Annotated in this window: 22 protein-coding genes and 1 rRNA gene; 8 read left to right on the top strand and 15 right to left on the bottom strand. The window is 54.2% G+C overall.

Going from position 1 to position 21,697, the window contains the following annotated elements; translation table 11 throughout:
• Positions 1-9: 9 nt before the first annotated feature.
• The 10 genes from recO to rseD form a co-directional block, all read right to left on the bottom strand.
• Positions 10-717: a DNA repair protein RecO gene (gene recO, locus M8014_RS02470; RefSeq protein ID WP_271280973.1), complete on the bottom strand. Its 708-nt coding sequence runs from the start codon at positions 715-717 to the stop codon at positions 10-12.
• Between the two features lie 11 nt (positions 718-728).
• Positions 729-1,634: a GTPase Era gene (era, locus tag M8014_RS02465; RefSeq protein WP_271280972.1), complete on the bottom strand. Its 906-nt coding sequence runs from the start codon at positions 1,632-1,634 to the stop codon at positions 729-731.
• Positions 1,631-2,311 carry a ribonuclease III gene (gene rnc, locus M8014_RS02460; protein ID WP_271280971.1) on the bottom strand — a complete coding sequence of 227 codons (681 nt, stop codon included), beginning with the start codon at positions 2,309-2,311 and terminating at the stop codon, positions 1,631-1,633. The genes era and rnc overlap by 4 nt, the downstream gene beginning before the upstream one ends.
• A 222-nt stretch (positions 2,312-2,533) precedes the next feature.
• Entirely contained in the window at positions 2,534-3,508 is a 975-nt protein-coding gene (lepB, locus tag M8014_RS02455) for a signal peptidase I (RefSeq protein ID WP_271280970.1), read from the bottom strand.
• A gap of 16 nt (positions 3,509-3,524) precedes the next feature.
• A complete protein-coding gene (gene lepA, locus M8014_RS02450) occupies positions 3,525-5,324 on the bottom strand; it encodes a translation elongation factor 4 (RefSeq protein ID WP_271280969.1) in 1,800 nt (599 codons plus the stop codon).
• Between the two features lie 184 nt (positions 5,325-5,508).
• Positions 5,509-5,985 carry a SoxR-reducing system protein RseC gene (rseC, locus tag M8014_RS02445; protein ID WP_271280968.1) on the bottom strand — a complete coding sequence of 159 codons (477 nt, stop codon included), beginning with the start codon at positions 5,983-5,985 and terminating at the stop codon, positions 5,509-5,511.
• Positions 5,982-6,935 carry a sigma-E factor regulatory protein RseB gene (rseB, locus tag M8014_RS02440; protein WP_271280967.1) on the bottom strand — a complete coding sequence of 318 codons (954 nt, stop codon included), beginning with the start codon at positions 6,933-6,935 and terminating at the stop codon, positions 5,982-5,984. Before rseB ends, rseC begins: the two co-directional genes overlap by 4 nt.
• Entirely contained in the window at positions 6,935-7,588 is a 654-nt protein-coding gene (gene rseA / locus M8014_RS02435) for an anti-sigma-E factor RseA (RefSeq protein WP_271280966.1), read from the bottom strand. Before rseA ends, rseB begins: the two co-directional genes overlap by 1 nt.
• A gap of 31 nt (positions 7,589-7,619) precedes the next feature.
• Positions 7,620-8,195 (bottom strand): RNA polymerase sigma factor RpoE, encoded by a 576-nt coding sequence (rpoE, locus tag M8014_RS02430; RefSeq protein WP_271269076.1) that lies wholly within the window; start codon positions 8,193-8,195, stop codon positions 7,620-7,622.
• Positions 8,192-8,260: a rpoE leader peptide RseD gene (rseD, locus tag M8014_RS02425; protein ID WP_231313890.1), complete on the bottom strand. Its 69-nt coding sequence runs from the start codon at positions 8,258-8,260 to the stop codon at positions 8,192-8,194. Before rseD ends, rpoE begins: the two co-directional genes overlap by 4 nt.
• Before the next feature lie 356 nt (positions 8,261-8,616).
• On the opposite strand from rseD, the gene nadB reads away from it, so the two are divergent.
• Positions 8,617-10,236: an L-aspartate oxidase gene (gene nadB / locus M8014_RS02420; protein WP_271280965.1), complete on the top strand. Its 1,620-nt coding sequence runs from the start codon at positions 8,617-8,619 to the stop codon at positions 10,234-10,236.
• Here the strand turns inward: nadB and trmN are convergent.
• On the bottom strand, positions 10,221-10,958 hold the full coding sequence (gene trmN / locus M8014_RS02415) for a tRNA(1)(Val) (adenine(37)-N(6))-methyltransferase TrmN (protein WP_271280964.1): 738 nt from the start codon (positions 10,956-10,958) through the stop codon (positions 10,221-10,223). The genes nadB and trmN overlap by 16 nt on opposite strands.
• Positions 10,959-11,091: 133 nt before the next feature.
• On the opposite strand from trmN, the gene srmB reads away from it, so the two are divergent.
• Positions 11,092-12,420 carry an ATP-dependent RNA helicase SrmB gene (gene srmB / locus M8014_RS02410; protein WP_271280963.1) on the top strand — a complete coding sequence of 443 codons (1,329 nt, stop codon included), beginning with the start codon at positions 11,092-11,094 and terminating at the stop codon, positions 12,418-12,420.
• A 45-nt stretch (positions 12,421-12,465) separates the two neighbouring features.
• Here srmB and grcA read toward each other — a convergent pair whose 3' ends face one another.
• Entirely contained in the window at positions 12,466-12,849 is a 384-nt protein-coding gene (grcA, locus tag M8014_RS02405) for an autonomous glycyl radical cofactor GrcA (RefSeq protein ID WP_271280962.1), read from the bottom strand.
• Positions 12,850-13,161: 312 nt separating this feature from the next.
• Between grcA and ung the strand changes: the two genes are divergently transcribed.
• Positions 13,162-13,851: a uracil-DNA glycosylase gene (gene ung / locus M8014_RS02400; protein ID WP_271280961.1), complete on the top strand. Its 690-nt coding sequence runs from the start codon at positions 13,162-13,164 to the stop codon at positions 13,849-13,851.
• A 71-nt stretch (positions 13,852-13,922) separates the two neighbouring features.
• Here the strand turns inward: ung and M8014_RS02395 are convergent, their stop codons facing one another.
• The gene (locus M8014_RS02395; RefSeq protein WP_271280960.1) at positions 13,923-15,023 is read right to left on the bottom strand and encodes a tRNA/rRNA methyltransferase; all 1,101 of its coding nucleotides are present in this window, start codon (positions 15,021-15,023) and stop codon (positions 13,923-13,925) included.
• Positions 15,024-15,230: 207 nt separating this feature from the next.
• Here M8014_RS02395 and trxC point away from each other — a divergent pair, with 207 nt between their 5' ends.
• The 5 genes from trxC (at position 15,231) to M8014_RS02365 (ending at position 20,954) form a co-directional block, all read left to right on the top strand.
• Entirely contained in the window at positions 15,231-15,650 is a 420-nt protein-coding gene (trxC, locus tag M8014_RS02390) for a thioredoxin TrxC (RefSeq protein WP_271280959.1), read from the top strand.
• A gap of 71 nt (positions 15,651-15,721) precedes the next feature.
• A complete protein-coding gene (tapT, locus tag M8014_RS02385) occupies positions 15,722-16,420 on the top strand; it encodes a tRNA-uridine aminocarboxypropyltransferase (protein WP_271280958.1) in 699 nt (232 codons plus the stop codon).
• A 35-nt stretch (positions 16,421-16,455) separates the two neighbouring features.
• Positions 16,456-19,119, top strand: a complete 2,664-nt coding sequence (locus M8014_RS02380) for a bifunctional acetate--CoA ligase family protein/GNAT family N-acetyltransferase (RefSeq protein ID WP_271280957.1) — start codon at positions 16,456-16,458, stop codon at positions 19,117-19,119.
• A 110-nt stretch (positions 19,120-19,229) separates the two neighbouring features.
• A complete protein-coding gene (pssA, locus tag M8014_RS02370; RefSeq protein ID WP_271281044.1) occupies positions 19,230-20,585 on the top strand; it encodes a CDP-diacylglycerol--serine O-phosphatidyltransferase in 1,356 nt (451 codons plus the stop codon).
• 45 nt (positions 20,586-20,630) lie between these two features.
• On the top strand, positions 20,631-20,954 hold the full coding sequence (locus M8014_RS02365; protein ID WP_271280956.1) for a YfiM family lipoprotein: 324 nt from the start codon (positions 20,631-20,633) through the stop codon (positions 20,952-20,954).
• Positions 20,955-20,971: 17 nt separating this feature from the next.
• Here M8014_RS02365 and M8014_RS02360 read toward each other — a convergent pair whose 3' ends face one another.
• Positions 20,972-21,427: a DUF4385 domain-containing protein gene (locus M8014_RS02360; RefSeq protein ID WP_271280955.1), complete on the bottom strand. Its 456-nt coding sequence runs from the start codon at positions 21,425-21,427 to the stop codon at positions 20,972-20,974.
• Between the two features lie 149 nt (positions 21,428-21,576).
• Positions 21,577-21,692, bottom strand: a 5S ribosomal RNA gene (rrf, locus tag M8014_RS02355).
• Between the last annotated feature and the right edge of the window lie 5 nt (positions 21,693-21,697).

Here is a 21,697-nt window from a genome sequence, read left to right as displayed (position 1 = left end):
TTTGATTCGTTAACGCTTCGGCAAAAACTGCCGGAATAATTCTCGGCTCTTTAAGGGCTTGCCACCAAGATACGGCTTGAGCGCAATGCGGGTAAAGCGTTTTGCCGCACGCAGGGTGGTGGCATCAGGAAATTCGCGTTCCGCCAGCGCCCGGAGATCCCGTCCAGTAAAGGTGCTGTTATCGATGACGATACTCGCGATAAAGCCTTTCTCTTCGCGATAGCGGTAGGTCATGGTGTCATCCACAGGTTCGCCGCTGCCCGCACAGTGCAGAAAATCGACGCCGTATCCCAGATGGCCGAGTAGCGCCAGCTCAAAGCGACGCAGCGCAGGTTCCGGCGAGCCGGTGGTGCCCGCCAGGGCCTGGATACAGTACAGATAGTCGAAAAAGAGTTCAGAAAAGCGGGTCTCATGTTCCAGTACGCGCGAGATAAGCTCGTTCACATACAGACCGCTGTACAGCGTAATACCAGAGAGGGGGAGCGCCAGAGAGACGGCTTCAGCACTGCGCAGGGTTTTGACTTCTCCGCGTCCGCCAAAACGCACCAGCAGAGGTGTGAAGGGTTGCAGGGCCCCTTTCAGATTCGAGCGTTTGGAACGTGCGCCTTTGGCAACAAGGCGCACGCGGCCCGACTCTTCCGTGAAGACGTCCAGCATCAGGCTGGTTTCGCTCCAGGGACGACTATGCAGGACGAATGCGCGCTGCCAGCCTTCCACGTTTTAGTGGCTTAGACGTCGTCGCCGTAACCGAGGCTGCGCAGAGCGCGCTCGTCATCGGCCCAGCCGGATTTCACTTTCACCCACAGTTCGAGGTGAACCGGCGCTTCAAACATTTCCTGCATGTCTTTGCGAGCTTCGATACCGATGGTTTTGATTTTGGAACCTTTGTTACCGATTACCATCTTCTTCTGCCCTTCGCGCTCAACGAGGATCAAGCCGTTGATGTCGTACCCGCCGCGCTCGTTGGTCTGGAAACGTTCGATTTCCACGGTAACGGAGTATGGCAGTTCAGCACCGAGGAAACGCATCAGCTTCTCGCGGATGATTTCTGACGCCATGAAGCGCTGAGAACGGTCTGTGATGTAATCTTCCGGGAAGTGATGAATCGCTTCCGGCAGGTGTTTACGTACGATGCCCGCGATGGTATCGACATTCAGACCGGTCTCTGCAGACAGCGGAACGATATCGAGGAAGTTCATCTGGCTACCCAGCCACTGCAGATGCGGCAGCAGGTCGGCTTTTTCCTGCACGTTGTCCACTTTATTGACCGCGAGGATCACCGGCACTTTGCCATCACGCAGCTTATTCAGCACCATCTCGTCGTCCGCGGTCCAGCGGGTGCCTTCAACCACGAAGATAACCAGCTCAACGTCACCGATAGAGCTGCTCGCCGCCTTGTTCATCAGACGGTTGATGGCGCGCTTCTCTTCCATGTGCAGACCCGGGGTATCAACGTAGATAGCCTGATACACACCTTCGGTATGGATACCGACAATACGGTGACGCGTGGTCTGCGCCTTACGAGAGGTGATGGAAATTTTCTGACCCAGCAGATTATTCAGCAGGGTTGATTTGCCAACGTTCGGGCGTCCGACGATGGCAATAAAACCGCAGTAACTTTTTTCTTCGCTCATTCCAGCTCCAGTATTTTCAACGCCTGTTCGGCGGCAGCCTGTTCAGCCTTACGACGACTTGAACCTGTGCCAACCACCGGTTCACTCAGGCCGCTAACCTGGCAATGGATGGTAAATTCTTGATCGTGTGCTTCGCCACGTACCTGCACCACCAGATACGATGGCAGCGGCAGATGGCGACCCTGCAGGTACTCCTGCAAACGTGTTTTTGGATCTTTCTGCTTATCACCGGGACTGATTTCATCCAGACGGGTCTGGTACCAGTTCAGGATCAGTTGTTCAACTGTCTGAATGTCGCTGTCGAGGAAAACACCACCGATCAGAGCTTCGACCGTATCTGCGAGAATAGATTCACGACGGAAACCGCCGCTCTTCAGTTCGCCAGGACCGAGTCGCAGACATTCACCCAGTTCAAATTCGCGCGCGATTTCAGCAAGCGTATTTCCACGCACCAACGTTGCACGCATGCGGCTCATATCACCCTCGTCCACCCGCGGGAAGCGATGATAAAGCGCGTTGGCAATAACGTAACTCAAAATGGAGTCGCCCAGGAACTCGAGACGCTCGTTGTGTTTGCTGCTGGCACTGCGGTGGGTTAATGCCTGTTGCAACAACTCCTGATGCTGAAAAGTGTAGCCCAGCTTTCGTTGAAGCCGATTAATTACGATGGGGTTCATGCGATACCAATAAATGAATGCGTCAAAAATGCAGCACACGAAACCGACCTGGGGGAGCCAACGCGGTTTCGTGTGCCGTGGCACTGAGTCAGCGCCAACCTTAAACTTCGGGGGAATATTCTATACGCAACGACAGGGGTTGTCGTTAGTCCGTAGGCATTTATCAGTTAAATAATTTACGTAGCCTCCAATAAAAGAGGCTACGTATTCATTTCTCAGGAATTAATGGATGCCGCCAATACGATTTAAACGTACGCCGGTAGGCCATTCACCTTCCTGTTTCTCAAAACTCATCCAGATAGCGGTCGCTTTACCCACCAGATTCGCTTCCGGCACAAAGCCCCAGTAACGGCTGTCCGCGCTGTTATCGCGGTTATCACCCATCATGAAGTAGTGTCCAGGCGGCACAATCCAGGTCGCCAGCTGCTGGCCTTGCTGCTGATAGTACATGCCGAGTTGATCCTGGGCGATCGAGACGGTCAGAATACGGTGGGTAACATCACCCAATGTCTCTTTACGTTCGCTCAGGCGGATGCCGTTCTCTTTGCTCTCGCTTTTCGGCAGTTGGAAGAACCCGCTGGTCGCTTCACCGCCGTTGCGACGCGCAAAGGTCTGCACAAAATCGCTGGGCTCAACGCCAGAATAGGTCACCGCTAAGGCGCTGCCACAGGCTGTACCGGAACTGCAGCCTGGCTGAACCGTCACCTCTTTTGAAACCGGGTTATAAGTGACCTTATCGCCCGGAACGCCAACGGTGCGTTTGATGTAGTCCAGACGCGGATCGTCCGGATATTTGAACACCACAATGTCGCCACGCTTCGGATGACCGGTCTCGATCAGCGTTTTCTGGTAGATAGGATCTTTAATGCCGTAGGCAAACTTTTCTACCAGAATAAAATCACCGATCAGCAGCGTTGGCATCATCGAACCGGATGGGATCTGGAAAGGTTCATAGATGAACGAACGTACCACCAGCACAATCGCCAGCACCGGAAAGACCGAAGCGCCTGTTTCCAGCCAGCCCGGCTTCGGGCTGACTTTTTTCAGGGTTTTCGGATCTAACTGGTCGCCCGTGGCCGCCTGTGCGGCGGCCTGACGTTCGCGACGTTTTGGTGCAAAAATAAACTTATCCAGACACCACAACAGCCCCGTCACCAGTGTGGCAATCACCAGGATCAGGGCAAACATGTTCGCCATGCCAACTCCTTAAGAATTATTTTCCGTCTTTACCCACGTGCAGAATGGCGAGGAACGCTTCCTGCGGCAGCTCGACGTTACCGACCTGCTTCATACGTTTCTTACCGTCTTTCTGCTTCTGGAGCAGCTTTTTCTTACGGCTGACGTCACCGCCATAGCATTTTGCCAGAACGTTTTTACGTAACTGTTTCACCGTCGCACGAGCGATGATGTGGTTACCGATCGCCGCCTGAATCGCAATGTCGAACTGCTGGCGTGGGATCAGTTCTTTCATCTTCTCGACCAGCTCACGACCACGATACGGGGCATTATCGTTGTGGGTGATCAGCGCCAGCGCATCAACGCGCTCACTGTTGATCAGCACGTCCACACGCACCATGTTAGAGGCCTGGAAACGCTTGAAGTTGTAGTCCAGCGACGCATAGCCGCGCGACGTTGACTTCAGGCGATCGAAGAAGTCGAGCACCACTTCCGCCATTGGAATTTCATAGGTCAGCGCAACCTGGTTGCCGTGGTAAACCATGTTGGTCTGCACGCCGCGCTTTTCGATACACAGGGTAATCACGTTGCCGAGGAATTCCTGCGGCAGCAGCATGTGACACTCGGCGATAGGTTCACGCAGTTCAGCAATGTTGTTCAGCGGTGGCAGCTTGGATGGGCTGTCGACATAGATCACCTCTTTAGAGGTGGTTTCAACTTCGTAAACAACCGTTGGTGCCGTGGTAATCAGATCCAGATCGTATTCACGCTCCAGACGTTCCTGAATGATCTCCATGTGCAGCAGGCCGAGGAAGCCACAGCGGAAGCCGAAGCCCAGCGCCGTTGAGCTTTCTGGCTCATAGAACAGGGAGGCGTCGTTCAGGCTCAGTTTACCTAGCGCGTCGCGGAAGTTTTCGTAGTCGTCGGAGCTCACCGGGAACAGACCAGCGTAAACCTGCGGCTTCACTTTTTTAAAGCCTGGCAGCGCTTTATCTGCCGGGTTACGTGCCTGAGTCAGGGTATCGCCAACCGGCGCACCCAGGATGTCTTTAATCGCACACACCAGCCAGCCAACTTCACCGCACTTCAGTTCGGTACGGTCGACCTGCTTCGGCGTGAAGATCCCCAGGCGATCGGCGTTATAGACCTGTCCGGTACTCATAACCTTAATCTTGTCGCCTTTACGCATGGTGCCGTTTTTAATACGCACCAGCGACACCACGCCCAGATAGTTATCGAACCAGGAGTCGATGATCAATGCCTGCAGTGGGCCATCTGCGTCACCTTCCGGGCCGGGAATTTCACGCACCAGACGTTCCAGAACGTCGGTCACGCCCACACCGGTTTTCGCCGAGCAGCGCACTGCATCAGTGGCATCAATGCCGACGATGTCTTCAATCTCTTCCGCTACGCGCTCAGGATCGGCCGCAGGCAGGTCGATTTTGTTAAGCACCGGTACCACCTGAAGATCCATTTCCAGCGCGGTATAGCAGTTTGCCAGGGTCTGAGCTTCTACGCCCTGCCCGGCATCCACCACCAGCAGCGCGCCTTCGCAGGCCGCCAGCGAACGGGAAACTTCATAAGAGAAGTCAACGTGGCCTGGGGTATCGATAAAATTCAGTTGATAAGTTTCGCCATCAGCAGATTTGAAGTCGAGCGTTACGCTCTGCGCTTTGATGGTGATACCACGTTCGCGTTCCAGGTCCATGGAGTCCAGAACCTGGGCTTCCATTTCACGATCAGACAGGCCACCGCAAATCTGGATAATACGGTCAGACAGCGTCGACTTACCGTGGTCAATGTGAGCAATGATCGAAAAGTTACGTATGTTCTTCATATAGTTAATAATTATGCCTTACGAATTCCTGGGGGCCGCTGTTATTAGCCTGACGTTTTTCAGTGCGAAAACGCAGCATTCTACACTACATCTCCTTCACCAGGAAATGCTCTTCCCGCAAGCATAGCGTGAAGATTCAGCGTTTTCTTTTATGAGATGTAAATATAATAAAGCCCGGTTTAATTCACCGGGCTTCTGAGGAGAGCATTTCGACACGAAGCTCATCGGGCGGTAACCCGACGCTGAGGATAACGGGCTGCCATGCTTCACGCACCGCGAGCTTATGCGAAAAGCCACGCGCCAGTAAAAAGCCGCCAACGCCACCCAGCGCTGCGCCGCACATGGCGGCCAGATCGGTGCCGAACAGCACCTGGAATACGCCGCCTGCCGTAAAGAGTCCCACCAATGGAGAGAGGTAGACCAGCATGGCTGATCCCAGCAAGCTACCTTCTGCGATACCTAGCTCCACCTTCTGCCCTTCTACCAGCGGCTGAGAGCTTGGCACGACGATGGTGTGCGTGGTTTGCGGACCCAGTTTATTGAGGACCCGGCTTCCACAACCAGCACGGGAGGCGCAACTGTTGCAGGAGGCTTTAACATCACAGCTCACCCGCGCGACACCGTCCTGCCATGAAACGACGGTTGCCCATTCTTTGATCATTGTCCGGCCTTGAATTTAATACTGTCGGCGATGCGTTTTGCCGTCGGAGGCGGCAGTTCACCGACGATGGTGATCTCTGCGTTATCGCGCACCGTAGTGCTCACCGTGCGACGCCCGGTGCGCAGCATCTGATCGGCGCTCACCGCTGTGGCGCGGTTAATATTGACCGAGAAGCTGAACAAACCGTCGGAATAGAGACGTGATTCAACCGGTGTATCAATAGTGGGCAGCTGACGTCGACTGCTGGACACTTCACTAAACCCTTGCGGGATCCAGTTTGGTGCCCAGTTGAAATTAACCGTATCACCCACAGGCACGGAGAGTAAAGGCGGCAGGTTGGCTTTAGCCAGATTCTGCATGCTATTGCCGACCTGGTTATCCACGGTGAAGGAGATTACGCGGAACTGTTCCAGCGTCTCACCGTCGCGATCCAGCAGATCGACACGCATTGGCAGCTTGGTTTCTGCATCCATCCAGACGATATAGCTATAGCGCGTACCGTCTCTTGCCACCACGCGCAGGACGTCGCACAGCCTGTCCGCAATACGGGTGCGACCTACGGAGATAAAGTCGTAGTAAGGCGCAAGACGCTTGAAGTCTGTGTAGATTAGCGAAGGCAGCGAATCAACGATGTAGTCGCCGTTTAGCGTAAAGGGTTCGAGCCCCGGCTCAAAATAGCTGATTTCATTGCCACGCTGCACCACTTCGCGGCGCGGGCCATCCATCTGCAAGAGCTGGGCAAGCGGCTGTTTATCAAGTCGGGCATGGCGGTAGCGTAATGATTCTACACCTTGCTTGTTGATACTGATAAAAGCCAGTTCGTAGTTGAGTGACTGGCTGGCCTGGTTCATTTGCTGCAACAACGCCCCGGATGAATTATCAGCCGAGGCGTTTACAGAGAAGAACAGGCCACCCGCCATCAGAGACATGGCGCACCAAAGTTGCTTCATTACTGCGATTGCGTTCCTAAGGTTTGGTTTCCGGGCACTTGCACAGCAGCTTGCTGGGTTTGCGCCTGCTCAAACTGGAGCTGTTCGGAATGCAGACGACGCTGCAATTCGTAATCCTGCAACATCGCATTGATGCGACGGCGCTGCTCTTGTACCTGCTGCTGCTGACCGGCTCCCGCCGACGATGCATCAGAAGGTATGCCCAGACTTACCGGGCTGGCTTTGCCCATCATCGGCAGCGTGTTAAACACTGGCGCTTCTGGCTGCTGGTTCGCTTCAGATTGGGTATTATACTGCTGGACGCCAACAATAACTGCAAGCGATACGCAAGCAGCCACTCCCATTTGAGTCAATTGACTCGCCCAGGGACGCACTTTGTTCCAGAACGGCATCTTCTGCCACAGGTGCGGTGCAGGTTGGGCTTCAGGAATCAGCGGAGTGGCCTGAGGAACAGGTTCATTCTCAATGGCCGCCATTACACGTGCTGAGATATCGAAATGGAGGACGTCGCCGGTATCACCGCGCAAAGTATCGCGGATGAGGTGATAACTCTCCCAGGTTTTTTGCATCTCAGGAGAGCGAGAGAGCTCGTTGAGCAGCTCACTGTCCAGCGTTTCACCATCCATTAAAGCGGAAAGTTTTTCTTTCTGCATGCCTAATACCTTTTCCAGTATCCCGCTAGAGTCAACGCCTGATTAGCGGTTGAACTTTATTATCAATAGCTTCTCGCGCACGAAAAATACGTGAGCGAACCGTACCGACCGGGCAATCCATGATAGCGGCTATCTCTTCATAGCTCAGCCCATCCAGCTCCCGCAACGTAATTGCCATACGTAAATCTTCCGGAAGCGACTCGATGGTACGAAAAACTATTTGTCTCAGTTCTTCTGACAACATTAAGTTCTCAGGGTTCGAAATTTCTTTCAGCGCGCCGCCGCTTTCAAAATTCTCTGCGTCGATAGCGTCCACATCGCTTGAAGGCGGACGACGACCCTGAGCAACCAGGTAATTTTTGGCCGTATTGACGGCAATACGGTAAAGCCAGGTGTAAAAAGCACTATCCCCCCGGAAAGATTCCAGCGCGCGATAGGCCTTAATAAAAGATTCTTGTACTACATCAGGGACATCCCCTGACGGTACATAGCGGGAAACCAGACTCGCCACTTTATGCTGGTAGCGCACCACCAGTAAGTTAAAGGCTTTCTGTTCTCCCTTCTGGACCCGTTCAACCAGGACCTGGTCCGTTAACTGCTCGCTCATCCGAGGTAATGTCTCCCCAAACCTAAAATCCACGCGTTATCGAAACGCCACTCCAAACACTGCACTGTGAGCAAGCAGTTGCTTTGAGGGTCTTTTTTTCAAATAGTTCCGTCACGCCTTTGTTTTTGTTAATCACGTCGCAGACTGTTCATTTTCTATCATTATAAGTCTGATACTGATACGCACCCAGTTTCTGATAAGAAATGGCATTTTCCGCCTGAAGGGTACCGCAAGACGGGCTTTATTTCATCACAAAATCTGAAGCTAACGATCTGCTTCGCAAAATATTTTCATCTTTTTTGCGCTTCCCCGTGTCGCCCCACGTGTTTAGCCATTGCAACCCCATGCAAATAAAACGTGCGATTCATCGCATTCGGGTGCTATGCTGGCCCGACACTGTTTAGTAAATTAAACAAACATCATGAACGCAATGTCTGAACTTACCTGTGATGTACTGATTATTGGCAGCGGCGCCGCTGGACTCTCCCTGGCGCTGCGACTCGCGCCACATCAAAAAGTGATTGTCCTCAGCAAAGGTCCTGTCAGCGAAGGCTCCACCTTCTATGCCCAGGGCGGTATTGCCGCAGTGTTTGATGAGACCGACAGCATCGACTCGCACGTGGACGACACCCTGATTGCCGGAGCCGGGATCGTGGATCCCCACGCGGCCAGATTCGTCGCCAGTAACGCCCGACAGTGCGTACAGTGGCTTATCGATCAGGGCGTGTTGTTTGATACCCACATGCAGGCGAACGGTGAAGAGGGCTATCATCTGACGCGGGAAGGCGGGCACAGCCATCGCCGTATCCTGCATGCGGCGGACGCCACCGGTAAAGAAGTTGAAACCACGCTGGTCAGTCAGGCGTTGAGTCACCCGAATATCCAGGTACTGGAACGCAGCAATGCGGTCGACCTGATCATTTCCGATAAAATTGGCCTGCCGGGAACGCGTCGCGTTGTTGGTGCCTGGGTCTGGAACCGGAATAAAGAAACGGTTGAAACCTGCCGGGCGAAATCCGTTGTGCTTGCGACCGGCGGCGCGTCCAAGGTTTATCAGTATACCACCAACCCGGATATCTCCTCCGGGGATGGCATTGCTATGGCCTGGCGCGCGGGCTGTCGCGTCGCCAACCTGGAATTTAACCAGTTCCACCCCACCGCGTTATTTCACCCACAGGCGCGCAATTTTCTGCTCACCGAAGCCCTTCGTGGTGAAGGTGCGCACTTAAAACGCCCTGACGGGACGCGCTTTATGCCGGACTTCGATGAGCGTGGCGAGCTGGCCCCGCGCGATATTGTCGCCCGCGCCATTGATCATGAAATGAAGCGTTTAGGCGTGGACTGCATGTATCTGGATATTAGCCATAAGCCCGAAGAATTTGTACGTCAGCACTTCCCGACCATTTATGAGAAGCTGATGGGCTTAGGCATTGACCTCACCAAAGATCCGGTACCTGTGGTGCCTGCCGCGCACTATACCTGCGGTGGCGTGATGGTGGACGATCATGGTCGGACCGATGTTGATGGTCTGTACGCTATCGGCGAAGTGAGTTATACCGGCCTGCACGGTGCCAACCGCATGGCATCCAACTCTCTGCTGGAGTGTCTGGTGTACGGCTGGTCGGCAGCAGAGGATATTATTAAGCGCATGCCATACGCTCGACATGCCGAAAGCCTGCCGGCCTGGGATGAAAGTCGGGTAGAAAACCCGGACGAGCGCGTTGTTATCCAGCACAACTGGCACGAGCTGCGCCTCTTTATGTGGGACTACGTTGGTATTGTGCGCACCAGCAAGCGCCTGGAGCGAGCCCTGCGCCGTATCACCATGCTGCAGCAGGAGATGGACGAGTATTACGCCAATTTCCGCGTCTCAAACAATCTGCTTGAATTACGTAATCTGGTGCAGGTGGCGGAGCTGATCGTACGCTGCGCCATGATGCGAAAAGAGAGCCGTGGCCTGCATTACACGCTGGATTACCCGGAGCAACTTGAGCACTCCGGGCCCTCCGTGCTTTCGCCGCTGGCTCACATAAACAGATAAAACTCGCGGGTCAGCGCCGTGTAATCGTCGGAATAACGCTGATCTGGCCCGCGGATCACCATCCTGTCGCTGAAGCACTCTCCCTCTTTCGGCGACAGCGCCAGCAGAACCCGATGCGGGAGTCTGCCATCGGTATCGGCGATATCGGTACGCAGGCGTAAAAACCAGCCCATCTCCAGTGCGTTTTTCACAAATGCGCTGCCCGTACTCTCCGGGAGTACCACGCAGAAAAAACCCTCTTCCGAGATGAGCTCAGCTGCACAGGTCAGCAGTGCGCTATGGTCGAGTGAGCCCGTATAGCGGGCCTGGTCGCGCTCAGGCGTCGCGCACTGAACGCCGGGTTCATAATAAGGAGGATTGCTGACAATTAAGTCATAGCGTGCCGTTTGCTCTGGCGCCCAGCTGAGAACATCAGCACAATGAAGCGTAATGCGCGAGGCCCACGGCGACTCGGCTACGTTTTCTGCCGCCTGCCCGGCCGCCTGGGGATCCAGTTCAACCGCGTCGAGGGTAACGGATGGCTCGGTACGCTGGGCCAGCATCAGCGCTAACAATCCGCTGCCGCTGCCGATATCGAGGATACGTGTAGCGCCAGCAACCGGCGCCCATGCGCCCAGTAAAATGCCATCCGTGCCGACTTTCATCGCACAGCGATCGTGCGCAACAAAGCACTGCTTAAAGGTAAAACCATCGCGGCGCAACTGCGCTTTGAGTTGAGACATATCAAAGCAACCTTCTTCTTCAAAACCGGAGTAGCATAGGGGAAACCGAAGGGGTGGAAAAGGGATATCCATACAAACAGATGAAGATTGCAGCCATAACGTCTATAATCAGCGCCCCACACAGAGGTAGAACATGACTGTAACGACTTTTTCCGAACTTGAACTCGATGAAAGCCTGCTGGAAGCCCTCCAGAATAAAGGTTTCACACGCCCGACTGCCATCCAGGCGGCAGCCATTCCGCCTGCATTAGAAGGCCGCGACGTACTCGGTTCAGCGCCGACAGGCACCGGTAAAACGGCGGCGTACCTGCTGCCCGTCTTGCAGCATCTGATTGATTTTCCACGCAAAAAATCCGGCCCGCCGCGCATTCTGATTCTGACACCGACACGTGAGTTAGCCGTTCAGGTTGCGGAGCATGCGCGTGAACTGGCCGCCAATACCCATCTGGATATTGCGACAATCACCGGTGGCGTTGCCTATATGAACCACGCCGAAGTGTTCAGTGAAAACCAGGATATAGTGGTCGCCACGACTGGGCGCCTGATGCAGTACATCAAAGAAGAGAACTTTGACTGTCGTGCTGTCGAAACGCTGATTCTGGATGAAGCCGACCGCATGCTGGAACTGGGCTTCGCGCAGGATATTGAACACATCGCAGGCGAAACGCGCTGGCGTAAACAGACGATGCTGTTCTCCGCAACGCTTGAAGGCGATGCGATCAAGGACTTTGCTGAACGTCTGCTTGAAGAGCCGGTAGAAGTCTCTGCCACGCCGTCCACGCGTGAGCGCAAGAAAATTCATCAGTGGTATTACCGTGCTGATAATTATGAACATAAGTTTGAATTGCTCAAACACGTGCTGAAACAAGATGATACGACGCGTACCATCATCTTCGTTCGTAAACGTGAGCGTGTGCATGAGCTGGCCGCTCAGCTGCGTTCTGCAGGCATCGATAACTGTTATCTTGAAGGTGACATGCCGCAGGTGAAACGCACCGAAGGGATTAAACGTCTGACTGAAGGTCGCGTGAATGTCCTGGTGGCCACTGACGTGGCGGCGCGCGGTATCGACATTCCTGAAGTGAGCCATGTGATTAACTTCGACATGCCACGCAGTGGGGATACTTACCTCCACCGTATCGGTCGTACCGGACGTGCTGGCCTCAAAGGTACGGCTATTTCTCTGGTTGAAGCGCATGACTATCTGCTGCTGCAGAAAGTGGGTCGCTACATCGAAGAGCCAGTGAAAGCGCGCGTAATCGATGAACTGCGCCCGACAACGCGTCCACCCAGCGAGAAAATGACGGGTAAACCATCTAAGAAAGTGCTCGCTAAGCGCGAAGAGCAGAAACAGAAAGACAAAGAGAAACCGCGCGTGAAGAAACGTCACCGCGACGCCAAGAATATTGGTAAACGCCGTAAGCCGAGTGGCACGACAGCGACTTCTGCGAAAGAAGAATAAAAAAACGCCGGGCTTATCACCCGGCGTTTTTATTTACAGCGAACCTTACAGGCTTGCGGTAAAGGTACGCGCAATAACGTCGCGCTGCTGTTCTGGCGTCAGTGAGTTGAAGCGAACGGCATAGCCAGAAACACGGATAGTCAGCTGCGGATATTTTTCCGGATGTTTTACCGCATCTTCCAGCGTTTCGCGGCGCAGCACGTTAACGTTCAGATGCTGACCACCTTCAACACGCACTTCCGGTTTGATTTCCATTGGGATTTCGCGATATTCGATTTCACCCAGTTTGTTCACCGGTACAATTTCATCTTCGGCAAAACCGGCTTTCGCGACGACGCAACGCGCTTCGCCTTTTTCGCTGTCCAGCAGCCAGAAAGAGTTCAGCAGGTCGTCATTTGCAGCTTTAGTAATCTGGATACCAGTAATCATGTGATGCCTCCCTTAAACTACAGTATTAGGTGTCTGCCCTGTTCAGGGCAATTGGTAAAACCATTGTTGCTTGAGTGTATATATATCAGGCGACCACCCGTCATTCATTGACCTAAATCAATAAAAACCCCACCAGCAAAAGGGTGATAACGGAATATTATTGTTTTATATCAATTTTCACCCCACCAGAACTTCAACTTTTTTAATAATTTTTAAATATTATTCAGCAAGATGGCGTTTTTAGTCTGCCGATTTTGCGTCGTCGCCATATGCAGTTAAGCTAGGGGCAGAGAAAATTCGCAGGAGAGCGAGATGACAACCCCTTTGACCTGGCACGACGTACTGGCCGATGAAAAACAGCAGCCCTATTTTTTGAATACCCTTAATACCGTCGCCGCCGAACGCCAGGCGGAGATCACCATTTATCCCCCGCAGAAAGATGTTTTTAACGCCTTTCGCTTTACCGAACTTGGCGAGGTAAAAGTGGTGATCCTCGGTCAGGATCCCTATCACGGTCCGGGGCAGGCCCACGGTCTGGCATTTTCCGTGCGTCCGGGTGTGGCGACGCCACCTTCATTGCTGAACATGTATAAAGAGCTCGAGGCGTCGATACCGGGCTTTAGCCGACCGGCGCATGGTTATCTGGAAAGCTGGGCGCGACAGGGCGTATTGCTGCTGAACACCGTATTGACGGTTCGTGCGGGACAGGCGCATTCGCATGCCAGCCTCGGCTGGGAAACTTTTACGGATAAAGTGATAAGCCTGATTAACCAGCACCGCGAAGGTGTGGTGTTCTTGCTGTGGGGTGCGCATGCGCAGAAGAAAGGGGCGATTATTGATACCCAGCGTCACCATGTGCTGAAAGCACCGCACCCTTCACCGCTGTCAGCGCATCGCGGTTTTCTGGGATGTCATCATTTTACACTGGCGAATGAATGGCTGGAAAAACGGGGTGAAACGCCAATTAACTGGATGCCGGTGTTGCCGGCCGAAAGCGAATAGATTTATCGGAAATAGTGCCGGGTGGCGGCTTCGCCTGACCCGGCTTACAAAACAACACAAACAAAGCCTGATTACGCTTTGTTCTGACGCCACCACTCTGCCAGCAGTACGCCGGTTGCCACGGAGACGTTGAGGCTTTCTACTTTCCCAGTCCCATCGATAGAGACGCTCAGATCGGCGCTCTCCAGTGCCGCATCGGACAGACCATCACGCTCCTGACCCAGTACCAGTACCATTTTACGCGGCAGCGTCGCTTTAAACAGCGGCGTGGTGCCTTTATGGCTGGAGGTGGTCACGATGGCGTAGCCCGCTTTACGGAACTGCTCAATTGCCTCAAGGACGCTATCACCGGTGATTGGCTGAACGTGTTCCGCTCCGCCTTCCGCAGTACGGATGGCCGCGCCGGATTCCAGCAGAGCAGCATCCTGCAGCAGGACACCTTTCACGCCGAAATGCGCACAGCTACGCATCATTGCACCGAGGTTGTGGGGATTGCCCACATCTTCCAGCGCCAGTACGCAGTCATCTTCATCAGCTTGACTGACCCACTGCTGAACGGTGGTACCGTTACGTTTCTTGATGATGAAGCAAACACCGCCATGGTGCTCGGTACCAGACGCTTTGGCGATCTCAGCGTCATCCACAACGTGGTAGGCTTTGCGGTTAGCCGCCATCCAGCGCAGCGCCTCTTTGAAACGCGGCGTTACGCTCTGGATAAACCAGGCGCGCACGATGCAATCAGGGCGGCTCTGGAACAGGGCCTGACAGGCATTTTCGCCATACACACGGGTTTCTTCCGCACGTTGACGACGGATGACTTCAGGATCGATAACCGCTTTCCCGCTCATGCTGCCATGATCGACAGGTGCCGTCGACTCATCATTTGGGGCGCGAGAAACAGTGCGCCATGGTGACGCATCGCGACTGAAGTCATCACGTTTAAAATCATCGCGTTTACGATCGTCACGTTTGCGATCGTCGCTTTTGCGGTCATTACCGCGGCTATTTCTCTCATCGCGGGCGGGGCGACGGCCACCGTCTGCACGAGATGGCCCTGGACGCCCGCCACCTTTTCCGGTACGCGGATTTTCGGTGCGTTTATCAGAGTCATCATCACTGCGGACATACATCACTTTGACCTTGCCGCTTTTGTTTTTCAGTTCGTCGTTCATGCTTTTCTCCACCAGCGCTGCGCGAAGCGCGCAGATTACCCGATGTACCCGCGCATAGCCATTACTTCGTATAAAAGCCTGTGACTATTGTTCTCATTGAATAAAACGCATTGTCGTTTCAAACAGGGTCGTTGATAATATGTAACATATTTGAAACATGATCGGCGCCATGCCGGTTTGCTCCCCCTGCACTACCTGAGGTTAGTTATGAATACCGTATGTGCCAACTGCCAGGCTCTTAACCGCATTCCAGACGATCGAATTGATGATGGAGCAAAATGCGGTCGCTGCGGTCAGGAATTGTTCGATGGTGATGTCATTAATGCTACCGGTGCAACTCTGGATAAACTCCTCAAGGACGATCTGCCCGTGGTTGTAGACTTTTGGGCACCGTGGTGTGGTCCGTGCCGTAATTTTGCGCCGATCTTTGAAGATGTCGCCGAAGAGCGTAGCGGCAAAGTGCGTTTCGTTAAGGTCAACACTGAAGCTGAACCTGAGCTTAGCGCCCGTTTTCGCATTCGCAGCATTCCGACCATCATGATTTTCAAAAAGGGTGAAGTTGTCGATATGCTGAATGGCGCAGTGCCTAAAGCCCCCTTTGATAGCTGGCTTAACGAATCCATCTGACATTCCGGGGCACGTAACTTGTGCCCCGTCCTCGCCTCTGCGAGAATAGCGTTTTTTCTGCGCCCTCCCCCATGACTGATAACGCCGTACTGCAATTGCGTGCCGAACGCCTGGCGCGTGCGACCCGCCCTTTTCTTGCCCGTGGTAATCGTGTTCGACGCTGCCAGCGCTGTCTGCTGCCGTTAAAGCAGTGCCTGTGCGCTACGCTGGCCCCCAGCCACGCCCAAAGCCGGTTCTGTCTGGTGATGTTTGATACCGAACCGATGAAGCCCAGCAATACCGGCCGTCTGATCGCCGATATTTTGCCGGATACCGCCGCCTTCCAGTGGTCACGCACCGAGCCGCCGCAGGCGTTACTGGATTTGGTCGCCAGCCCTGATTATCAGCCGATGGTCGTGTTCCCGGCATCCTATGCGGGTGAAGCTCGTCAGGTTCTTGCTACTCCCCCTTCCGGAAAGCCGCCGCTGTTTATTATGCTGGACGGCACCTGGACCGAAGCACGCAAAATGTTCCGCAAGAGTCCTTATCTGGATGCACTGCCGGTTATCTCTGTCGACCTCTCCCGCGTCTCCGCTTACCGGCTGCGTGAAGCCCATGCCGAGGGGCAGTATTGCACCGCTGAAGTGGCGATTGCGCTTTTGGATCTGGCGGGTGATATCCAGGCGGCAAACGCGCTGGGCGATCACTTCTCCTGTTTTCGCGAACGCTACCTGGCGGGAAAACCCATTCGTACGGGAAGCATCACAGCAGCGGAGCCGGAAAGCGTTTAAAATCATCAGGTCATTCGCCTTTTCAGGAGACTTGTATGAGCCAGCGCGGGTTAGAAGCGTTACTCCGCCCTAAATCCATCGCCGTCATTGGCGCGTCGATGAAACCCGATCGCGCCGGTTATCTGATGATGCGAAACCTGCTGGCAGGCGGTTTTAATGGCCCGGTGATGCCGGTGACGCCCGCGTATAAAGCCGTGCTCGGCGTTCTCGCCTGGCCCGATGTCGACAGCCTGCCCTTCATCCCCGATCTCGCGGTGCTCTGCGTTCATGCCAGACGCAACCTGGCGTTACTTGAGGCATTAGGGCAAAAAGGCTGTAAAACCTGCATCATTCTCTCTTCGCCACCTGAACAGCAGGCCGCGTTGCTGGCCTGCGCCACGCGATTCCAGATGCGCTTGCTGGGGCCAAACAGCCTCGGGCTACTGGCGCCGTGGCAAGGGCTGAATGCCAGTTTTTCTCCGGTTCCCATTCGCAAAGGCAAACTGGCCTTTATCTCCCAGTCGGCAGCGGTCTCAAATACGATCCTCGACTGGGCCCAGCAGCGCGAAATGGGCTTTTCCTATTTCATCGCCCTGGGTGATGGGCTGGATATTGATGTTGATGAACTGCTGGATTTTCTGGCGAGAGACAGCAAAACCAGTGCAATCCTGCTGTATCTTGAGCATCTCAGCGACGCGCGACGCTTTGTCTCGGCCGCGCGCAGCGCTTCACGCAATAAGCCCATTCTGGTCATCAAAAGTGGACGTAGTCCGGCCGCCCAGCGTCTGCTGCATTCCCATTCCGGGATGGATCCGGCGTGGGATGCCGCCATCCAGCGCGCAGGGTTGCTGCGTGTGCAGGATACGCACGAGCTCTTTTCAGCGGTAGAAACCCTCAGCCACATGCGTCCGCTGCGGGGTGAGCGACTGATGATTATCAGCAACGGTGCCGCACCCGCGGCGCTGGCGCTGGACGAGCTCTGGCTGCGCAATGGCAAACTCGCCACCCTCAGCGACGCGACGCTTGCGCGCCTGCGTGATGCTCTGCCGCCCGGCGTCGAGCCTGGTAATCCGCTCGATCTCCGTGATGACGCCAGCAGCGAGCGCTATCTCAGCGCCCTGAATATCCTGCTGGATAGCCAGGATTTTGACGCTCTGATGGTGATCCACTCTCCGAGCGCCGTGGCACCCGGTAGCGAAAGTGCCCGCTCGCTGATTGAAGCAGTTAAGCAGCATCCGCGCGGGAAGTATGTCTCTCTGCTGACCAACTGGTGCGGGGAGTTTTCTTCGCAGGAGGCGCGCCGTCTGTTCAGCGAAGCGGGGCTGCCAACCTATCGAACCCCGGAAGGGACGATCACCGCCTTTATGCATATGGTGGAGTACCGGCGTAATCAGAAGCAGCTGAGGGAAACCCCTGCGCTGCCGGGCAATCTGACGGCAAACACTGGCCACGTGCGTAACCTGTTGCAAAGCGCCATTGATGACGGCGTGCGTACCCTGGATACCCATGAAGTACAGCCGATTCTGAATGCCTATGGCATGCACACTCTGCCGACCTGGATTGCCAGCGACAGTGCAGAAGCAGTCCATATTGCCGAACAAATCGGTTATCCGGTGGCGTTAAAACTGCGTTCACCCGATATCCCCCATAAATCTGAAGTTCAGGGGGTGATGCTGTATCTGCGGACCGCTGCGGAAGTTCAACAGGCTGCAGATGCGATTATCGATCGCGTAAAAATGGCCTGGCCCCAGGCGCGGATCCACGGCCTGCTGGTGCAAAGCATGGCCAACCGCGCGGGCGCACAGGAGCTACGGGTGGTGGTGGAACAGGATCCGGTCTTTGGTCCGCTGATCATGCTCGGCGAAGGGGGCGTGGAGTGGCATCCGGAAGAGCAGGCCGTCGTCGCCCTGCCGCCGCTGAACATGAACCTGGCGCGCTATCTGGTGATCCAGGCCATTAAAAGCAAGAAGATCCGCGGGCGCAGCGCCCTGCGACCGCTGGACATCGCCGGACTCAGCCAGTTTCTTGTGCAGGTCTCGAACCTGATTATCGATAGCCCGGAAATTCAGCGCCTGGATATTCACCCTTTATTGGTCTCAGGCAGCGAACTGACCGCGCTGGATGTGACGCTGGAGGTTGCCGCTTTTACCGGCGATCGTGAAAGCCGACTCGCTATCCGCCCATATCCTCACCAGCTTGAAGAGTGGGTCGAGATGAAAAATGGCGAATCGTCGCTGTTTCGCCCTATTCTTCCGGAAGATGAACCGCAGCTTCAGCGCTTTATTGCCCAGGTAACAAAAGAAGATTTGTACTATCGCTACTTTAGCGAAATCAACGAATTTACCCACGAAGATTTAGCCAATATGACGCAGATCGACTACGATCGGGAAATGGCTTTCGTTGCCGTTAGACGATCTGATGCAGGTGATGAGATCCTTGGCGTGACGCGTGCGATTTCCGATCCAGATAATGTCGATGCGGAATTTGCCGTGCTTGTTCGCTCAGATCTTAAAGGTCTGGGGCTGGGTAGAAAACTGCTGGAAAAGCTTATCAGTTACACGCGCGATCACGGACTCATCCGCCTGAATGGCATTACTATGCCCAACAATCGCGGCATGGTCGCCCTGGCGCGGAAATTAGGCTTCACCGTTGATGTCCAGCTCGAAGAGGGCATTGTCGGCCTAACGCTGCAGCTAAAGGCAGCAGGTAAACAAGAGTAAGGTACTGGAAATGTTGACCACTTTAAACGGCACTGGTGGTATCATTGCCGGCTTATGTCGTCTGCATAGTACATATAATCCTTCAATGAACAGAGAAGAAACGCACTGTGATGTTGTCAAAATTTAAGCGTAATAAACATCAACAACACCTTGCTCAACTACCGAAGATTTCTCAGTCAGTTGATGATGTAGAGTTCTTTTACGCTCCCGCCCATTTTCGGGAGACGCTTCTGGAAAAAATTGCCAGCGCAACGCATCGTATTTGCATTATCGCCCTCTATCTTGAACAGGATGAGGGCGGCAGCGCCATTTTACGCGCACTGTACGACGCCAAACGCCAGCGTCCGGAGCTGGACGTTCGCGTTCTGGTAGACTGGCACCGTGGCCAGCGTGGACGCATTGGCGCCGCAGCCTCCAACACCAATGCCGACTGGTACTGCCGCATGGCCCAGGAGAACCCGGGCGTTGAGGTACCTGTCTATGGCGTGCCGGTGAATACCCGCGAGGCGCTGGGCGTCCTTCATTTTAAAGGCTTCATTATTGATGACAGCGTGCTGTACAGCGGCGCCAGTCTGAATGATGTCTATCTGCATCAGCTCGATAAATACCGCTACGATCGCTATCACCTGGTGCGCAATGCCCGGATGGCTGACGTCATGTTCGAGTGGGTAGATCAGAACCTGATTCAGGGTCGCGGCGTGAATCGCCTGGACGATCCCCATCGGCCAAAAAGCCCGGAAATTAAAAATGACATTCGCGTTTTCCGTCAGGAGCTGCGCGATGCCACATTCCATTTCCAGGGTGATGCTGATAACGAACAGCTCGCAGTAACCCCACTGGTAGGTCTCGGTAAATCGAGCCTGCTCAATAAAACTATCTTCCATCTGATGCCATGCACCGAGCATAAGCTGACGATTTGCACCCCGTACTTCAACCTGCCAGCGGTGCTGGTGCGCAATATTATTCAGCTTCTGCGCGACGGTAAAAAGGTAGAAATTATCGTTGGTGATAAAACCGCAAACGACTTCTTTATCCCGGAAGATCAGCCGTTTAAAATCATCGGCGCACTGCCTTATCTGTACGAGATTAACCTGCGTCGTTTCCTGAGTCGCCTGCAATATTATGTGAATACCGATCAGCTGGTCGTGCGTCTCTGGAAAGATGATGACAATAGCTATCATCTGAAAGGGATGTGGGTTGATGATGAATGGATGCTGCTAACGGGGAACAACCTTAACCCGCGCGCATGGCGTCTGGATCTTGAGAACGCCATTTTGATCCACGATCCACGTCAGGAGCTGGCAGTCCAGCGCGATCGTGAACTGGAATTGATCCGCACTCACACCACCGTGGTGCGTCACTATCGCGATCTGCAAAGTATCGCCGACTATCCGGTTAAAGTGCGTAAGCTGATTCGTCGTTTACGCCGCATTCGTATCGACCGCTTAATCAGCCGTATTCTGTAACCCACAGGCCCTGTCATTGACGGGGCTTTTTTTATGGAATCCGCCATGCGTTTGGCTCTCATCTTTACCGCTCTGCTTCTGACCGGCTGCAGCCATACGGCAAACGACCGCTGGCAGGGCCAGGATAAAGCGCAGCACTTTATTGCCTCGGCGATGTTATCTGCCGCAGGTAATGAGTATGCACAGCGTCAGGGTAATAGTCCCGACCGCAGCGCGGCCATTGGGTTGATGTTTTCTGTCAGTCTTGGGGCAACGAAAGAGTTCTGGGACAGTCGCCCAGGCGGAAGCGGGTGGAGCTGGAAAGACTTTGCCTGGGACGTAGCAGGTGCAACTACCGGCTACGCTGTATGGCAGCTGGCAGAACATTAACGCAGATAAGGTCGAGCTCATCCCCACTGCTTTTGATGTGCTTGTTTTCGTTGCAGATAATCGCGATCGGCGCGAATTTTATCCCACCACTTTTTAAAGATCCCAGCCGCTTCGGCTTTGACAGGATCGTGATCTAATGGACGGACATTCCCCTCTTCATCATATTTTTTTCCACCTTTATGATTGGCATAGCGTCTTGCGCGGGTGTATCCCATCTGAATGAATTTTCGTGCCATATCCATTCCCACAAAATCGTTTTGCTGGCGGTATTGCTCAAATAGCGCATAGATTTCCTGCGCAGATGTTGTGGCAACTTCAGCGTTTTTATATCGCCAGTGAGGCAAGATTTCGCTTTTATAGGGCTCAACTGACAGAACGCCTTGTTCTCCCCGCCCAACCTGGTAGAGCTCGGGATGGGTGCGAAAATTAGTATTAGCGAAATCCTGTTGATAATTGAAGGGTGGGTTCGGCAAAATAACCTCAACATCACGGTAGGTCTTATTATTTTAGCCAGATATCGCCTGATTTGTCGTGCAGGCCGGATAAATGCAGTGCCGCCCTGTTTTTTCTCAGCACAACGCAAAAAGGCCATCCTTTCGGATGGCCTTTTTGCTTATTTGATGCCTGGCAGTTCCCTACTCTCGCATGGGGAGACCCCACACTACCATCGGCGCTACGGCGTTTCACTTCTGAGTTCGGCATGGGGTCAGGTGGGACCACCGCGCTACAGCCGCCAGGCAAAT

Origin of the sequence: Silvania hatchlandensis, assembly GCF_025564065.1 — a bacterium.
GTDB classification, from domain to species: Bacteria; Pseudomonadota; Gammaproteobacteria; order Enterobacterales; family Enterobacteriaceae; genus Enterobacter; species Enterobacter hatchlandensis.
Note: the sequence above shows the minus strand (reverse complement) of the source record. Positions and strands in the feature narration are given on the sequence as shown.

Coding starts and splice junctions, on each gene's coding strand:
- rnc (WP_271280971.1), bottom strand. CDS start 2,311: ATGAACCCCATCGTAATTAATCGGCTTCAACGAAAGCTGGGCTACACT.
- rseB (WP_271280967.1), bottom strand. CDS start 6,935: ATGAAGCAACTTTGGTGCGCCATGTCTCTGATGGCGGGTGGCCTGTTC.
- rpoE (WP_271269076.1), bottom strand. CDS start 8,195: ATGAGCGAGCAGTTAACGGACCAGGTCCTGGTTGAACGGGTCCAGAAG.
- srmB (WP_271280963.1), top strand. CDS start 11,092: ATGACTGTAACGACTTTTTCCGAACTTGAACTCGATGAAAGCCTGCTG.
- M8014_RS02365 (WP_271280956.1), top strand. CDS start 20,631: ATGCGTTTGGCTCTCATCTTTACCGCTCTGCTTCTGACCGGCTGCAGC.
- nadB (WP_271280965.1), top strand. CDS start 8,617: ATGAACGCAATGTCTGAACTTACCTGTGATGTACTGATTATTGGCAGC.
- era (WP_271280972.1), bottom strand. CDS start 1,634: ATGAGCGAAGAAAAAAGTTACTGCGGTTTTATTGCCATCGTCGGACGC.
- trmN (WP_271280964.1), bottom strand. CDS start 10,958: ATGTCTCAACTCAAAGCGCAGTTGCGCCGCGATGGTTTTACCTTTAAG.
- grcA (WP_271280962.1), bottom strand. CDS start 12,849: ATGATTACTGGTATCCAGATTACTAAAGCTGCAAATGACGACCTGCTG.
- lepA (WP_271280969.1), bottom strand. CDS start 5,324: ATGAAGAACATACGTAACTTTTCGATCATTGCTCACATTGACCACGGT.
- M8014_RS02380 (WP_271280957.1), top strand. CDS start 16,456: ATGAGCCAGCGCGGGTTAGAAGCGTTACTCCGCCCTAAATCCATCGCC.
- ung (WP_271280961.1), top strand. CDS start 13,162: ATGACAACCCCTTTGACCTGGCACGACGTACTGGCCGATGAAAAACAG.
- lepB (WP_271280970.1), bottom strand. CDS start 3,508: ATGGCGAACATGTTTGCCCTGATCCTGGTGATTGCCACACTGGTGACG.
- M8014_RS02395 (WP_271280960.1), bottom strand. CDS start 15,023: ATGAACGACGAACTGAAAAACAAAAGCGGCAAGGTCAAAGTGATGTAT.
- trxC (WP_271280959.1), top strand. CDS start 15,231: ATGAATACCGTATGTGCCAACTGCCAGGCTCTTAACCGCATTCCAGAC.
- pssA (WP_271281044.1), top strand. CDS start 19,230: ATGTTGTCAAAATTTAAGCGTAATAAACATCAACAACACCTTGCTCAA.
- tapT (WP_271280958.1), top strand. CDS start 15,722: ATGACTGATAACGCCGTACTGCAATTGCGTGCCGAACGCCTGGCGCGT.
- rseA (WP_271280966.1), bottom strand. CDS start 7,588: ATGCAGAAAGAAAAACTTTCCGCTTTAATGGATGGTGAAACGCTGGAC.
- rseC (WP_271280968.1), bottom strand. CDS start 5,985: ATGATCAAAGAATGGGCAACCGTCGTTTCATGGCAGGACGGTGTCGCG.